The organism is Psychrobacter sp. CX18 (assembly GCF_057396215.1).
This window is the reverse complement of the sequence record NZ_JBXYJH010000003.1, coordinates 197,728-214,253: the sequence shown is the minus strand read 5'-3', so window position 1 is coordinate 214,253 and position 16,526 is coordinate 197,728. Positions and strand designations below refer to the sequence as shown.

Genomic DNA, 16,526 nt, shown 5'->3' with positions numbered 1-16,526 from the left:
AAAGAAGTTTATAAACGATGAGAAAAAGAATACTCGTTTTTAACAGTGCTTATGCGCAATTAATACTATTGGTATTTTTACCGATCGTATTGCTGGCAGCTGTGGGCGCCTATTTAGTAGAGAAAGAGTCCAGTAAGTCCATCGAGTCTGAGCAGCGTACCTTAGCGACAGCAGCTTTGATACGCTATGAGCCAATGGTAAAGCAGCTACTGCCGGTTATCTTAACTGATCCAACTGTATTGGAGGCTAAGCGTAAAGACACAAATACGTCTGCATCCGAAGAAACGCCTATAAAAACGCCCATAATTTCAAACACAACCCCCTCAAGACATCGCGACGCCTCTGTAGAAGATGTGGCCGATATGATCACTACGGGCAATCTCATCAATACTGAAGTCTTAGTGGATAAACCCATCATTGAAGAGCAACTACAGTCTTTAGATGATGTACAAAAGCGCATCAGCTATATTTTGTCTTCTATGAATAATAGCCAGCATATTCAACGAGTGGCTATCTTGGATGAGCAAGGAAAGGTTCTGGCCTCGTCTGGGGGGCAGACGGCTATGCCATGGATAGAGATGAACATTCACCAAATGGATGAAGAACAAGGTTTTATCTCGGGAATACCGACTAGTGAAGGGACCGCCTATGGTCACTTGCTGGGGGAGTATCAAGGTATCAATTATTGGCTATTTGTCGATATGGATAATGAACCCTTAACCATTTCTCGCTTAAAAGTATGGTTGGGCTTGGGTGTCACAGGTTTATTTACCTTACTCGTGCTACTCCTTAGTCTAAATATTTATGCGAAGCGCTGGATTGCGCCAATCTATGATTTGCGACTGCATTTACAGCAAATTAACCCTGAGAATATGTATTTGCCTGTAAATACCGACTCAAGTGGAGAGCTTAATCAACTGCAACAAGACTTGGTAAAGACACTGCGCCGATTATACAGCGAGTTTCAAGAGCTTAAAGACTATTCTGATCAAACAGAAGAAGATTTACGCGATGCCTTCGATGAAATGGAAATGCAAAATATTTTTATTCGAGAGGCCCGTGATCAAGCCATTTCTAGTAGCCAAGCCAAATCTGCCTTTTTAGCCAATATTAGTCATGAGCTGCGGACACCGCTAAACAGTATAGATGGCTTTATCAACTTGTTGGCACGTCATGGCGATCTAACAGCGGAACAGGACTTATACGTCCAAACCATACGTAAATCATCGGCGCATCTTTTGGCATTGGTCAATGATGTCTTGGACTTTTCTAAAATTGAAGCCGGTAAGTTGGTGCTGGATAAGCATGAGTTTAACTTGTATTCTGCCATCTACGATGTGATGGATATGTTGTCACCCTTGGCTGCCGAAAAAGGGCTGCGGATGGCAGTACTGTACTATAACGATGTGCCTGATACGATCATTGGCGATGCGCTACGAGTCAAACAAGTTCTTACCAATCTGGTCGGAAATGCCATCAAATTCACCGATGTCGGCGAGGTAGTAGTCCGAGTGGGCATTGATGAGGTTGATGACAGCCCTGTGACTCAACAGAATGTCAATAACAGAGCTGAAATCACATCAATAGATATGATTCATATTGCTATTCAGGACACGGGGCAAGGCATATCTGAAAAAGCCAAAACTCAATTATTTGAAAGCTTTAGTCAAGGTGATCCGTCCATTACTCGCCAATATGGTGGCACAGGTTTGGGGCTTGTGATTTGTAAACAACTCACTCGATTGATGGGCGGGAAAATTGGCTTTTATGACAATGAGAATAGTAACTCTAATGGTCAGCTTGTCTTATCAGAGTCAGCAATACAAAACCCTACCGTCAATAAAACATCCGTAAGATCAGGGGTTACCTTTTGGTTTACGATACCATCGCATGTTGAAGTGGATGCGTCCTCTGATACTGAATTTGGTAGCAATTTTGAGTCAATGGATAATGATGATCCTATGCAGTTGCCAATATTGCGTCCTTTTGCAAAGTCACAGGATGACGATGATAAACCCTTTGATATGCTGGTATGGATAAACCATGCAGCAAGTATGCAGGTATTTCAGGCAGCAGTCCGGCCCTTAGGTATTACAGTCACTATGGTACGCTCTTTAGCAGGAGCACTTGAAAAGCTTAAAGAAGAAGGCAATCGGTGGGATTGGGTGGTCATTGATAGTGGCGAGAGTGATGCGCATGAAGACAAGGTAGCGCTGCTTAAACAAATACGCTTACACTATCAAGGAAAGCTTGCGGTTTATGGTTATCAGGTTGCTTTAGATACCAATCTACTACAGCGCTATAAAGCCATTGGCTTATACCAACCACTGGATAAACGCCAGCTTTATCGAATGCTAGATACCCGAACGACCAATGTCTCGACCATGGTAGCACCGCCAACTTGGCAAGGAGTGACTATATTAGCCGTTGACGATCATCTTCCCAATCTTTTGGTGTTAGATGCGTTACTAAGTGAGCTTGGTATTAAAGTTATTACAGCGGGGAGTGGTTATGATGCTGTGGATATTATCAGTAAACAGTTAATGCTCCAGAGTGCTGATAATGACGAAACTGAAGGGGTTGATGGGCAATGGGTAGATGAACAAGGTGTCGATGAACAGGGCGAGGCTGACAAACAAGTTAACGTAGCGTTTGATACAAACGTGGTTGCATCGACAAGTGACGTTAAGCATAAAGACAAAAATAAGGTCAACAAAGATGAGACAATTGACTTAATCTTTATGGATGTACAAATGCCGCGCATGTCCGGCGATGAAGCTGCTAAGAAAATTCGTCAGCTAGAAGCAGATGCCAATAAATATCAAGACGCCTATAAAAAAATACCTATTATAGCGCTAACGGCTCATGGTCTAGCAGATGGCAAAGATAAGCTCATTGCCGCTGGCATCGATGATTATGTTGGAAAACCTATTAGTCGACCGCAGCTGTTGCAGATTTTGCAGCGTTGGCTTGGGCGTGGGGGTGATGCACCTGTTGCCTTAATGAGGGATTATGATGAGTCTCAAAAACAGTTTACGACAGAGGACTTTAACACCTCAAGCCAGTCGTCTACCAGTCTGAGACTGCTCGACGCGAATTCCGATAATGCTAATAATGCTAATAATGACAATATTGCTAATATTGCTAATATTGCTAATAATAATGAAAATGACGTTAAAGAGGACAATATACCCATAGTAGATTGGCGAGATGCCCTTGTACGCTCAGCAAACAAGCCAGAGCTTGCCAAACAGCTTCTACACATGATGCAGCATTCAGTTCCAGATGAAATAAAAGCGCTAGAGCATGCATGGGAAGCACGAGATCGAGAACAATTAGCACAAGTCGCTCATCGAGTACTAGGGGCGAGTCGTTATTCGGGTGTTCCTCAAATCCGTGAAGCCAGTCAAAATCTTGAGGACAAGTGTTTGCTCAATGTTCAACACACGACACCGAGCCAATTTAGTATGTTAGAAGAGCATTATATGGCGTTAATTTCAAGCTTACAATCTCTGGAGTCTCTCGATTTAGACGCGCATATTTCAGAGCAAAAAAAGGCGCTAGAAGAGGGTATGCTAAGTGAAAACGATATGACTTGGAAAATGATTTAGTCCCTATTATTGATAGTAAAGTCATGCTTTCGATATGAACACTGCCATTATAAACACCATCATTATAAACACTGTCATTATAAACACTGTCATTCACACGTTTTAAAATGATGTTAATACATTTTTAAACTCTATAAAAATAATATATAGCGAGGCTTTTATGTCAGCAGTCCTAACAAAAACCTATCAACTGCTTGAACTAAATGAGCACAACAATATTCTAACAATAACTCTAAATCGTCCTAATAAAAAAAATGCCATGAGCTTTTTGATGATGAGAGAGCTGATAGAGGTCGCTAGTCATCTCAAAAAAGACAGAGAAATACAGGCGGTTATTATTAGGGGAGCAGGGGATGTGTTCTGTGCGGGTATAGACTTGGGAGATTTAAATAATCCTAAAAATGCGGTTATGGGCGTGGTTGAACTGTTAAAACCAACGCAAAGTATATTCCAGCGCGTATGTTTGATCTGGCGCGAGGTGCCCATGCCAGTGATTGCTGTCACCCACGGATATTGCATTGGTGCTGGTATGCAACTTGCGCTGGCGTGTGATTTTCGGATTACCGATTCTAATTGCCAGTTCTCGATTATGGAGACCAAGTGGGGGTTGGTGCCTGATATGGGCTTAACCCAATCCGCCTTACAGCTTATACCAGTGGATACGCTCAAAGAGTTGACCATGACGGCACGGTTAGTTAAGGCAGAGGAAGCTAAACAGTTAGGGTTAGTGAGCCATGTCGATGACCAACCTTATGAGCGTGCTCAGTCATTGGCGCAGGAAATAGCCAGTCGTTCGCCAGATGCTGTACTAGCAAGCAAGCGGGTGATAAATCGTATGACCCAACAAAATGCTTGTGCGTTATATCTTGAAAAAATATGGCAACTGAAACTAATGACAGGTGGCAAGAACCGTAAACAGGCTATTAAAAAAGCGAAAGACAGCAGTGTTGAGTTCTTAAAACGGCAGTTTAAATAAGGGAAGCATTAAGACCTGCTGATAAGTTAATAAGGTGGTGACATGTTTAGATAATAGGACACCTTCCAATTACTAGAAAACTTATAATAACAGAACCTTATATAAACAGAACCCCAAATAAACTCATGTTAGAATCCGTAGTATCTAACTGGGTATTTTGTTTTATTTAACCTGTAATTGAGTCTTTAGTTATATTTAGCCTTTTAGCCTACTTTATTAGGTCAACGTATTTTTATGTCAAATAATAATATGCACCACTCATCTCCTAAAATGCCCACCGCATGGATTATGATGCTGGGTCTGATTGTTGCCATCGGTCCGCTATCCATTGATATGTATTTACCTGCCATACCTACTATGGCAGATGATTTTGGTATCAGTACGGCAGCAATGTCAAACTCAGTACCTGCTTATTTTGTCGGTTTGGTATTTGGTCAACTGGTCTATGGGCCATTAAGCGATAGGATTGGTCGTGTCAAGCCCTTATATTTTGGTATGATCGTCTACGTTATTGCTTCAATCATATGTGCCACGACTCAAAACGAGTATATTTTATTTGCGGCCCGCACCCTGCAAGCGTTAGGCGCTTGTGTGGGAGCAGTGGTAACCCGCGCGGCCATTCGAGACGTCTTGCCGCCCAAACAAATGGCAAAGGCCTTCTCAATTATGGTATTGGTCATGGGATTGGCCCCTATCTTAGCGCCGTCTTTAGGTGCCGCTTTCTTACATTTTTTTAGCTGGCACGCTATTTTCTGGTTTTTGGCAGGGTTCGCTGTCCTAAATTTAGTATTGACGAAGTTCTTTTTTAAAGAAACGTTGACCGATGAAAACCGTAGTCACCGACCCTTTAATACCATCATCAGCCAATATATAGACCTTTTAAAAGATCCCTCTTTTGGCTATCCGGCTATAGGAGCAGGCTTATTAATGGGGTCAATGTTTGTTTATATTAGTGCTGCTCCTGAGCTATTAATGGACGGTTATGGTTTAAGCGAAAGTCAATTTAGTATTGTGTTTGGCACAAACGCGGCAGGATTTATTGGTCTGACTCAGTTAAACCAGTATTTAACCAACCGATATCGGCTGATATCCCTATTACGCTTTGGTGCAGCGATGCAAGCTATATCGGCAATTTGTTTGTTATTGTTAGGCGTGATTTATGGTGCTGACGCCTACTTACCTTTTGTGCTTGCTTGCATTTTCTTTTGTATTGCAGGATTAGGATTGACCCAACCGAATGCTTCTGCGATTGCATTGGCATTTCAAAAGCATCGCGCTGGTATGGCGAGTGCGTTGCAAGGGTCATTAATGTTTTGCGTCGGTATATTTGGCGGGGTGCTGCTTAATCTTTTTCCTGTAAACCCAGTTTTTAAGCTAGGAGCCACTATGGCGATATTGATGTGTTTGGGTACACTGTTGGTTTATCGAGTCGATAAGGATTTAAATCTTGATCATGCCACCTAACGGCTTAATACTTAGTATTTAATACAATGGTATTAACAAAACGGCTGAGTCTGAAAATGCTGAGTTTTAAAATGTTGAGTCTGAAAATGTTGAGTCTGAAAATGTTGAGTCTGAAAATGTTGAGTCTGAACATGCTCAAGCTGCTAATAAAGTTGAGCGTTAAATATTAGCTGACTCTCAGACCATCAGACCATCAGACAGTATTACCATCTGCGCGGCCAAAAAGGGGAGTGCCAGTATCGTGGACCATACCCATAGTGACCATATCCCCAAGGATACGGAGTGCTAAGATAGTCTAAATCACGTTGACGTAAATAGTAAAAGCGCCCTTGATTGTAAGCTTCTTCAAGCTTCTCAACACCTTCTATGGGGCAGACGGGTTGCCAAGCAAAGCCTTCTCTACCAAGCTTATAGGCATTGAGCTCAGTACAAAACTCTTTTAATCCCTCTTGCCGACCTGCTTCCCAAAGCTCACGGTTTGGCGTGTTACCAGTAAGTGGTGCGCAATTATCAACATGAGTACCAAAGTAGGCGCCAGAGCGTCCAACTGTGCCATCAGCATAGCCTATATCTTTCCAATTGGCGGCTTTGCATTGTTCAGGGGTTAATGATGGAGTAGTGACACACCCTGAGAGCATCAGCATACTGACAGATAGGATACTACTGGCAAAAGTGAACGGTAACAATCTCATGGCTTGCTCCTACTATTTAATACAGGGTAGTATTGATTGTACAATAGTGAAATAGCGGCTTTAACTAGGGTTTAGACTCTATTTTAATGTTTTATAAAACGATAAGACAGATATTTATATTAAATTTATTGGGTTATGATATCTAAACTGGTAAATTATTGATTTTAATGACAACTTTGTAGGCGATAGACATGAAAACAGTATTAATAGCAAATCAAAAAGGGGGCTGTGGTAAAAGTTCAGTAGCGATCACACTGGCTTCAGCTTTAGCGAATCAAGGTCAAACGGTAGCATTAGCCGATGCAGACCCACAGAAGTCAAGTTTGCGTTGGTTAAAGATTCGGCCTGATTCGGCGGCAAAAATCTACGCCGTCGACTGGCGTGATGAAGATGATATCGGAGATTTGCCAAAAAAAGCAGCAAAAAACTTAGGTAAAAAAGATTGGTTAATTATTGATGCACCCGGCTCGGTGAGTGCCAAGCGTGCTGAATCTTTAATCAGTGAGGCCAAAGCGATTTTAATTCCTGTATTACCATCTATATTCGATGCTGATAGCACCAAACAGTTTTTAAACTCTATTCAAGATATCAAGCGCATTCGTAAAGGCAAAGTTGATATTCATTTGATTGCCAATCGCATTCGCCCCCAAAATAGCAACAATCAAACCTTACAAACTTTTTTTGAAGACATAGGACAACAGCCTTTGGCTTGGTTGAGTGAAAGAAGCTTATATCCACAGCTTGCCGAAGAGGGACTTAGTATTTTTGATCACAGTCAAAAACGCTATCGAGATATACAAGCTCAGTGGCAACCCATAATGGATGCATTAATGCCAAAGGTTGCTAGTAAGTACGAGGAGGTATTAGCCGATGCGACTATACCGGCGAGCTTAGAGAAGTTAGCCAACTCAAGCTCTGAGAAGGCACCAGAAGATAGCTCAACTTGGTATGAGTAACTAGATAGCACACACTCAAAATGAAAGCACGCACTCAAATTAATTATTAGCTGTAAAGAGCAACTATCAAAAAGTGGCTGTTAATAAGTAACTATAGTCAAAGAACTTTAAAGTAGTCACAAGGCAACCGAGTGCAAGTACTACTGGAGTAGGCTTAACGAGGTTAACGCCGTGACTCTTTATAAGATCGACGACTATATCAAACAGTAGCTATAAAAAGTGGCTATGAATAGCCCTTAAAACCGACTACACTTATGCCGTTCTAATTTAACGTTTCAGTATTTAAGAATGGGATATATATGGGTATCTGGGTAGCAGTTGCGATAGGACTATTCGTTTTGGGCAGTATCACGGCTTTAAAGCCTAGTGGTATAGATGTGCGCTTAGATAAGCTTCGTATGTCAGCGCGCCGTCTAGAACTTAATCCTAAGCTCATTGCCTGTCCTCATTGGATTCGTGGTCGCAATAATGAATTTGGTAAGGGAATGATGGGTCAATATGCCTTGATAGTAGACGGTATGAAGTTGCCGGAAACGCGATATCAGGTTATTGATGGTCAACTAAGACCTCTTAACAATAATCAGGATGTCGGAGTCAGAGATTCAAACCTCCGCAATTTAGATAATAGCAGTGTACATAACGCGAGTCTTAAAAGTGGTATAAATAATAGTAGCGGAAATAGCAATACTCAAAACTTAAGTTATCTTGAGCAAGGGCAACCCCAAAAACTAAATATACCCAAAACTCAAAACACTATTTATAACTCTACATACAATAACGACACGTATGATAATACTGACTTAAACAGTAAGGTTAATTTTAGTTTGGATCGTGAGCCCCTTAATCTACCTGAGACTATCGCACCATTTGTTAAAGCGGTATACACAAAGGCCAATAGCTTGGTTGTCTTTTGGGATGACAGTAGCTATGTCAAACCCAATACCAATCCACATTACGACCAACGTCAGATAGAACCTGACTTGCTGGCTTTAAAAAATAGAATGGCGGACTGGGCTGAAATAGTCGCGACAAAATCATCCCGTTAAGCGTGTAAAATTTTCAAATTAGCTTGTTGGTAAAGGCAATAACTTGAAAAACTTGGTTGACAGCGCAACGGTAAGCAGTGTAAGTTCAAGACAACTCAAATATCAGGGTCTTGTAAATTGCACAGAATAAGCCCATATCAAGCTTAAATCATATTATTAAAAAAATATTTTATAAGAAAGTTAAATTAGGACTGTAATATCAATGGTAAAAACCACCAGTAAGAAATCAACAAGCAGAGCTCCTGCCAGTGCAAAAGGTAAATCACTGGTCATTGTGGAATCTCCTGCTAAAGCAAAAACGATTAATAAATATCTGGGCAATGACTTTATTGTCCGCTCAAGTATTGGTCATGTGCGAGATCTACCTACCAGCAGTGGTGCGAAGAAAAAAGCAACGAAAGCCGACGATACGTTAAGTAAAGAAGAAAGAGCGCAACAAGCCCTAGTTCGTAGAATGGGTATTGACCCTGAGCACGGCTGGAAAGCGGTGTATGAGGTATTACCCAGTAAAACCAAAGTGATTAAAGAGCTTAAGTCTCTAGCAAAAGATGCCGACAAGATATATCTGGCAACGGATTTGGATAGAGAAGGGGAGGCCATTGCGTGGCACCTGCGTGAAGTTATCGGCGGTGATGACAGCAAATATCAACGTGTGGTGTTTAACGAAATCACTAAAACGGCTATTCAAAATGCATTTAAACAACCGGGTAAGCTTGATATAGATCGGGTAAATGCGCAACAGGCTCGCCGCTTTCTTGACCGGGTGGTGGGCTTTATGGTCTCTCCACTATTATGGCAGAAAATAGCACGCGGTCTATCAGCAGGGCGAGTGCAGTCAGTAGCGACCCGTCTGGTAGTAGAGCGTGAACGTGAAATTCGTGCCTTTATCCCAGAAGAGTATTGGCAAATTTTCGCCGATACCACCATGAAGGGCAATGACAATGCTAAGGTTGCCAAGGACACCCCGATACGTTTAGAAGCCGTGAAGCAAGATGGCAAGGTGTTAAAGCTTGGAAATAAAGAGCAAACAGATGCCGTATTAGACGTCTTAAAGCCTGCTAAATATGTGGTGAAAGAACGGGAAGAAAAACCAACCCAATCGAAGCCGGGTGCGCCTTTTATCACCTCAACCCTGCAACAAGCAGCCAGTACGCGCTTAGGATTCCCCGTCAAAAAGACAATGATGTTGGCTCAGCGCTTGTATGAAGCCGGGCATATTACCTATATGCGTACCGACTCGACATTCTTATCAGGGGACGCTTTGGCCAGTGTTCGCGGCTTTATTGAAGACAGTTATGGTAAGAAATATTTGCCTGAAAAGCCCAATTTTTACGGTAGTAAGCAAAATGCGCAAGAGGCGCATGAAGCCATTCGACCGACCAATGCCAACTTAAAGTCCACGCAGCTAAAAGGAGTCGAGCGTGACGCCATCCGTTTGTATGAGCTGATTTGGCGCCAGTTTGTGGCGTGTCAGATGTTACCCGCCAAATATAAGTCGGTTAATCTACTGGTAGAGGCCGGGAATGTCGAGCTAAAAGCCCGTGGTCGCACCATGACCTTTGATGGCTTTACCAAAGTAATGCCGCCAGCAAAAACAGACGAGACCTTATTGCCTGATGTCAAAAAGGGAGATGAGCTTAATCTGATCAAACTGGATCCTAGTCAACACTTTACTAAGCCACCCGCCCGCTTTACAGAGGCAAGCTTGGTCAAAGAGCTTGAGAAAAAAGGGATTGGTCGCCCTTCAACCTATGCGTCGATTATCTCAACCATTCAAGATAGAGGCTATGTCAGATTAGAAAACAAACGTCTTTACGCTGAAAAGATGGGCGATATTGTCACCGATCGATTGACAGAGAGCTTTCCTGATTTGATGGATTATACCTTTACCGCTGGGCTTGAAGGTGAATTGGATCATGTGGCTCAAGGCGATCAGGATTGGAAAGCGGTATTAGATGACTTCTATGGTGATTTTAAAGTTAAGCTTGAGCATGCGAAAGATAAAGACGGCATGCGCCCGAATGATCCGACCGATGTGCCCGATGTACACTGCGATTTATGTGATAGACCGATGCAACTTCGCAATGGCTCAACGGGTGTCTTTCTAGGATGTACGGGCTATAATTTACCGCCAAAAGAGCGCTGTAAAGGCACTAAAAACCTGATGCCCGTGGAAGCATTTGCAAACTTAGATGACAGCGAGATAGATGAAAGTGCTGAAGTCAAAGAGCTCATGGAGAAAAAGCGCTGTCCTAAATGCAGTACAGCAATGGATGGTTATATCGTTGATGGCGGCTTAAAGCTGCATATCTGTGGTAATAACCCCGATTGTGACGGCTACTTACTTGAAGAAGGTAAGTTTGAAGTACCAGGCTCTGATGCACCAACTATTGACTGTAATAAATGTGATGGTCAAATGGAGTTAAAAACAGGTCGATTTGGTCCTTACTTTGCGTGTAATAAATGTGATAATACCCGTAAAGTCCTTAAAAATGGTGAGCCTGCACCGCCGCGCATGGATCCCATCGACATGCCAGAGCTCAAGTCAACCAAGCATGAGGATCATTTTATTTTGAGGGAAGGGGCGGCAGGACTGTTCTTAGCGGCGTCGAAGTTTCCTAAAGTTCGTGAAACGAGACCGCCAAAGCTTGCCGAATTACGTGAGATAAAAGATAAAATGGATGACAAATTTCAGTATTTGTTTAATGGTCCAGACGAAGATCCAGACGGCAATCCCACTATTTTACGCTGGTCACGTAAGCAAAAAGAGCAGTACATCGGCTCAGAGAGCTTAAAGACGGGTAAAGCAACGCGTTGGGGGCTCTACTGGCGTAATGGCGAGTGGGTTGAGCAGTAAGCTGCATCCTTATAGCCCTAGCAAATAATAACAAAAAGCCCAACTTTTAAGGTTGGGCTTTTTTTGCTTACGACTATATTCTGGAGCTATTCCCGCTTTCCACTTGTATCTGCTTCGTCAATGGCGTGCGGACTATCGTGGCTAGATAGGTTCCTGTTATCTCGATACTCTACCTAACCACAGTCCGCAACGCCATTGTCGTCAGCAGGATACCGTTGCAATCGGGGCTAGCGGTCACATCAAACCATAACCACTATTTATCGTGGTAATTGCCTTGAACGGTATTAAATACCAAATAAAATAACAAGAATAAAGGGTAAATCTAGTCTTTTTTCTTATCCAGTTTGGCCTTTAATTTTTGTTGTTTACGCGATTTAATGATCTCTTTGACTTCTGAGCCAATATGAGCTTCACCGCGCTGCTTTGCCAATTGAACTTGACGTTGACGCTCACGAAAACGGGCGCGTTGCTCCTCTGTTGCTTTATCGATACAGTGCGGGCATGACTCGCCTTTGACATAGGCAGGGTCTTGCTTGTCTTGTTCAGTAATCGGCATTCGACAGGCATAGCATTGGTCATAGTTGCTTTTTTCAAGGTTGTGATTGACCGCCACACGGTTATCGAATACAAAGCAGTCACCTTCCCACAATGACTCTTCGGCAGGGACTTCTTCAAGGTATTTTAAGATACCGCCTTCTAAATGATAGACTTCATCAAAGCCTTGTTCACGCAAGTAGGCGGTTGACTTTTCACAGCGAATGCCACCGGTACAAAACATAGCAACTTTTTTATGCTTATTGGGATCCAGCTCATTTTTCACGTAGTCTGGAAATTCGCGGAACGTTTCCGTTTTAGGATTGACCGCATTTTTAAAGCTACCGATTTGAACCTCATAATCGTTACGGGTATCGATTAATAGAACGTCTGGATCACTAATGAGATCATTCCACTCTTTAGGCTTGACATAGCGTCCCACGGACTGAAGAGGGTCGATCCCTTCAACGCCCATGGTGACAATCTCTTTTTTAAGTTTTACTTTGGTGCGAAAAAAGGGCTGAGTGTCGGCATAGGATTCTTTGTATTCCAGTTGACCGATGGCTGGAATATTTTGAATATAGTTTAATACGGCATCCACGCCTGCACGGTCGCCTGAGATGGTACCGTTAATCCCTTCTGAGGCAATAAGTAACGTGCCTTTGACAGCATTATCAAGCATGGTTTGACGTAAAGGCTCACGGTAAGATTCAAAGTCATCAAAACGTGTGAACTTATATAGGGCAGTGACCACAATAGGCCCCGTTGAATGTGGGTTATCAACCGCGGTGGTGGTGTTGGTATTCATCGTTATTCTCCAGCTGGCTAGGACGTAAACCTAGTGCGAGTTGTAGGAAAGCTTAAATCTAAAAAGAAAATCGCTATGAATGATAGCGATTTTACTCATAGGATACAACCACCTCTACACTTAATAAAAATCAAGAATCCAGTTAGCTACCGATTCACCAGTGCGCGGTTGAGTCGTGGGGTAAGGTCGCAGTTAATTCACCTGCTCACTACTGGACCGGTTTGCTTCATTATTAGTAGTGGTATTAGTCGTCTGTTTGGGCGGATTTGCGGCGGCGGGTGGCTCTACAGGCTTAGGCGGCTTACGTTCACTCAACGAAGCTCTTGGCGGGGTTGTAACTTCGGTATCACTGCTAGTCGTACTTTCAGCGCTCGTAGCACTACGGGTGCTATTTCTATTACTACTTGGGTTAGAAGAGGTGTTTTTGTTATTAGAGGTATTATCATTAGTCAATGTGACAACCTTAGGTTGCTGCCGCTTTGATTTATCCTTTGTATCAAGCTTGACCCACCGAACGGGTGTTGATTTCAATGCCGAACGCATATAGTCCATCCAAACAGGTAACGCAGCAACACCACCATATTCGCCTCTACCCAAAGTAGAAGGCTGATCAAAACCTAACCATACAACGGTGACTTGGGTGGGCTGAAACCCTGCAAACCAAGCATCTTTCATATCGTTAGTCGTACCCGTTTTACCCCCAATATCACTACGTCCTAAGGCTTTCGCTCGAGTCGCAGTACCCCGTTGTACGACATCTCGTAGCATATTTGCCATTTCATATGCCACGATAGGCGTCAAAATACGAGGCGCTTGATCTGCTGGTCGATAGGTCACAGGAGCAGGTTTTAAACGGTCTGATTTAGGGGAGGCGTTATAACGTAAGTCATCCAAGGAGGTCTGAATAGAGGCCATACTTTTCGCATCAGTGTCCTCATCTGCCCCCGTACTTTTCGGATCACTGTCATTGGCTGTTAATAACTCAGGATTTTCTTCTAATGCCTTGAGCGTCGCTTCACGTTGTGCTATCTCATCTTCCGTTTGCTTATCAAAGTCTTCTATCGCCTTAGCGTTAATCTTGTCTAAGTTTTCATTAAAGCAGGTAGCACAAGCCCGTTGAGGATTGGCCAAATAAAGTAAATTATTTTGGTAATCATATATTTGGTCAATAATATAGGGCTGAATTCGATGACCACCATTGGCAAAAGTGGCATAAGCTGTGGCCATCTGTAAGGGTGTCGCTTGACCTGCGCCTAACGCTAAGGATAGGGTGGTGGGTAATTTGTCTTTGTCTAAGCCAAACTGGTCTAGCAACTGACGCGCATCTTCAGTACCGACTGCTTGTAACAGACGGATAGATACTAAGTTGCGTGAGAGAATAAGACCACGGCGTAAGGTCATAAGTCCATAAAATCGGCCATCAGAGTTTTTAGGCTTCCAGCTACCAATGCGTAAAGGACCATCAGATACCATACTGTCAGGGCGATAGCCTTTTTCAAGGGCGGCAGCGTAGTTTAATGGTTTGATGGTAGAGCCTGGTTGGCGCCAACCTTGTGTGGCTCGATTAAATTTACTGTATCTATAGTCAAAGCCACCGATAAGGGCTTCTACCGCCCCTGTCTCTGGGTCCAATGCGACTAGACTACCTTGCACTTTTGGTATTTGAGTCAGTCGCCATGCCGTTTGGTCTTCGTTAGCAATTAAGCGCACAATGTCATCTTTTTTGACAATATCAGACGCTTGATTGGGGTAGCGTTTAATTCTGTTGGCATCTAAGTATTGTTTGGCCCAGCTCATACCAGACCAAGGTACTGTCACCACATCACCATTTTTTAATTGGGCTTTAAAGCTACGATAACTGACCTCAGTTACTTTCGCAGGCACCATGTTGGAGTGAGTAATGAATTTATCCAAAGGCTCACCATGCGCTTCAGCACCACGCCAACCATGGCGTCTATCGTAGCCAATTAATCCCTTTTTGACTGCGGTATCGGCAGCACTTTGATGCTCACTATCTACTGTCAATTTAACCCGCCAACCTGAGTTAATAATCTCTTCCCCATACTTATCAACTAACGAGCGACGGGTCATTTCGGCCAAATACGGCATATTCACATCAAGTCGTTCTTGATAGAGATGGACACTTATAGGGTCATCAACGGCGTCATTATATTGAGCTTGGGTAATATATCCAAGCTCTAGCATACGTCCAAGAATCCAGTTGCGTCGCTCTAACGCCTCTTCTGGATTAGACACAGGATTATTTTGAGACGGCGCTTTAGGTAGCCCTGCTAAAGTCGCCATTTCAGCAATGGTGAGGTTATCTAGTGATTTGCTAAAGTATTTTTTGGCTGCTGCACGGATACCATAGGCTCCTTCACCCATGTAAATCTTGTTGACATACAAGGTGAGGATTTCTTGTTTACTCAGCTCATTTTCAATATTACGTGCTAAATATAATTCGGTAAGCTTACGGCTAAAGGTGCGCTCTGAGCTTAAAAAGTAGTTTTTAGCGACCTGCATGGTAATTGTTGAGCCACCCGTTTGACCGTCATCATCAGTGATAATTTCGGTGACAGCACGGCCCAAGCCTTTGATACTGATACCACTGTGCTCATAAAAAGAGGAGTCTTCGGCCGCTAAGAAAGCATTAATGAAGTTTTTAGGAATCTCCTCATAGGTCACAGGCAAGGACATACGATTGCCATACTGGCCAATAAGTTTATTGTCTTTGCTGTATATCTGTAACGGCATTTCTAAAGTAGAGGTTTGGATTTTAGAAATACTGGGTAGATTCGGCTCAATATACATAGCCATCCCATAAAACCCAATAGGAAATGCCAGTACCAAAATGAGGGCAAGCGCAATGATTGCCAGTAGTATAGACACAATATGATGGATAAGATGAGAGGCAGTGGAAGTCTGAGGCATGGTGACTCTATTATTTAGAAACTGAAGTATTATGCGTAATTATTTTCACAATAATCCTATTTAATCTGAGGTCTTTACAGGTTTTCCGTAAATCCGATTAACTTTATTAAAGATTGTGAACTCATGATTACGCTGATGTCGGCACTTAAAATCAAATTATAAAACAAAACATAACGTAAATAACAAAGTAAATTATAAAGCAAATTATAAAGTTTGGGAGTGATATCTTAGAACGTTAATATTATCAATACATAATTAAGGACAGAGTTATCTCTTAACCTTTATTCAAAACCTTTATTCAAAACCTCAATTCAAAATTACTATTATGTCAGTTTGCCATTGAAATTGAATAACTATGACAAAAGTTAACTAAACGTATTGTATCACTTCGTAACCCAATAATTAATCTTATAATTATCCTAATAAGCTGCTTAATTGTTATTCAAGTCATCTTATATACCAAACATTCATGATATTATTAATCGTTTATAATATTTAAATAAAATTTATCTTGACAAACTTCGAGTAAATTAATAGGGTTACAGGCAATAATTTTCTAAATGACACTCCTTACAGTATTAATATTCATAAGCGCTCTATTAAAGTCTGTTTCTAAGAGTGGTTATCAATAGACCCTAAAGTAGTCGTGTT

The 16,526-nt window shown here is 42.3% G+C and carries 9 protein-coding genes; 6 read left to right on the top strand and 3 right to left on the bottom strand.

Going from position 1 to position 16,526, the window contains the following annotated elements:
• Positions 1-17 precede the first annotated feature (17 nt).
• From AC2SLT_RS03050 to AC2SLT_RS03040, 3 genes are all read left to right on the top strand, one after another.
• A complete protein-coding gene (locus tag AC2SLT_RS03050; protein ID WP_486546070.1) occupies positions 18-3,611 on the top strand; it encodes a histidine kinase dimerization/phospho-acceptor domain-containing protein in 3,594 nt (1,197 codons plus the stop codon).
• Positions 3,612-3,771: 160 nt separating this feature from the next.
• Entirely contained in the window at positions 3,772-4,587 is an 816-nt protein-coding gene (locus AC2SLT_RS03045; RefSeq protein WP_486546068.1) for a crotonase/enoyl-CoA hydratase family protein, read from the top strand.
• 234 nt (positions 4,588-4,821) lie between these two features.
• Positions 4,822-6,051 carry a multidrug effflux MFS transporter gene (locus AC2SLT_RS03040; RefSeq protein WP_486546066.1) on the top strand — a complete coding sequence of 410 codons (1,230 nt, stop codon included), beginning with the start codon at positions 4,822-4,824 and terminating at the stop codon, positions 6,049-6,051.
• 203 nt (positions 6,052-6,254) lie between these two features.
• Here the strand turns inward: AC2SLT_RS03040 and AC2SLT_RS03035 are convergent, their stop codons facing one another.
• Entirely contained in the window at positions 6,255-6,743 is a 489-nt protein-coding gene (locus AC2SLT_RS03035) for a DUF2799 domain-containing protein (RefSeq protein WP_486546064.1), read from the bottom strand.
• A gap of 191 nt (positions 6,744-6,934) precedes the next feature.
• Here AC2SLT_RS03035 and AC2SLT_RS03030 point away from each other — a divergent pair, with 191 nt between their 5' ends.
• The 3 genes from AC2SLT_RS03030 (at position 6,935) to topA (ending at position 11,602) form a co-directional block, all read left to right on the top strand.
• Positions 6,935-7,699 (top strand): ParA family protein, encoded by a 765-nt coding sequence (locus AC2SLT_RS03030; RefSeq protein WP_486546062.1) that lies wholly within the window; start codon positions 6,935-6,937, stop codon positions 7,697-7,699.
• A 299-nt stretch (positions 7,700-7,998) separates the two neighbouring features.
• Positions 7,999-8,745: a hypothetical protein gene (locus AC2SLT_RS03025; RefSeq protein WP_486546061.1), complete on the top strand. Its 747-nt coding sequence runs from the start codon at positions 7,999-8,001 to the stop codon at positions 8,743-8,745.
• Between the two features lie 202 nt (positions 8,746-8,947).
• Positions 8,948-11,602, top strand: coding sequence for a type I DNA topoisomerase (topA, locus tag AC2SLT_RS03020; protein ID WP_486546059.1), 2,655 nt, complete (start codon positions 8,948-8,950; stop codon positions 11,600-11,602).
• Positions 11,603-11,924: 322 nt separating this feature from the next.
• Here topA and trhO read toward each other — a convergent pair whose 3' ends face one another.
• Positions 11,925-12,944 carry an oxygen-dependent tRNA uridine(34) hydroxylase TrhO gene (gene trhO, locus AC2SLT_RS03015; RefSeq protein ID WP_486546057.1) on the bottom strand — a complete coding sequence of 340 codons (1,020 nt, stop codon included), beginning with the start codon at positions 12,942-12,944 and terminating at the stop codon, positions 11,925-11,927.
• Positions 12,945-13,136: 192 nt separating this feature from the next.
• Positions 13,137-15,875, bottom strand: coding sequence for a penicillin-binding protein 1A (locus tag AC2SLT_RS03010; protein ID WP_486546056.1), 2,739 nt, complete (start codon positions 15,873-15,875; stop codon positions 13,137-13,139).
• Positions 15,876-16,526: the final 651 nt, after the last annotated feature.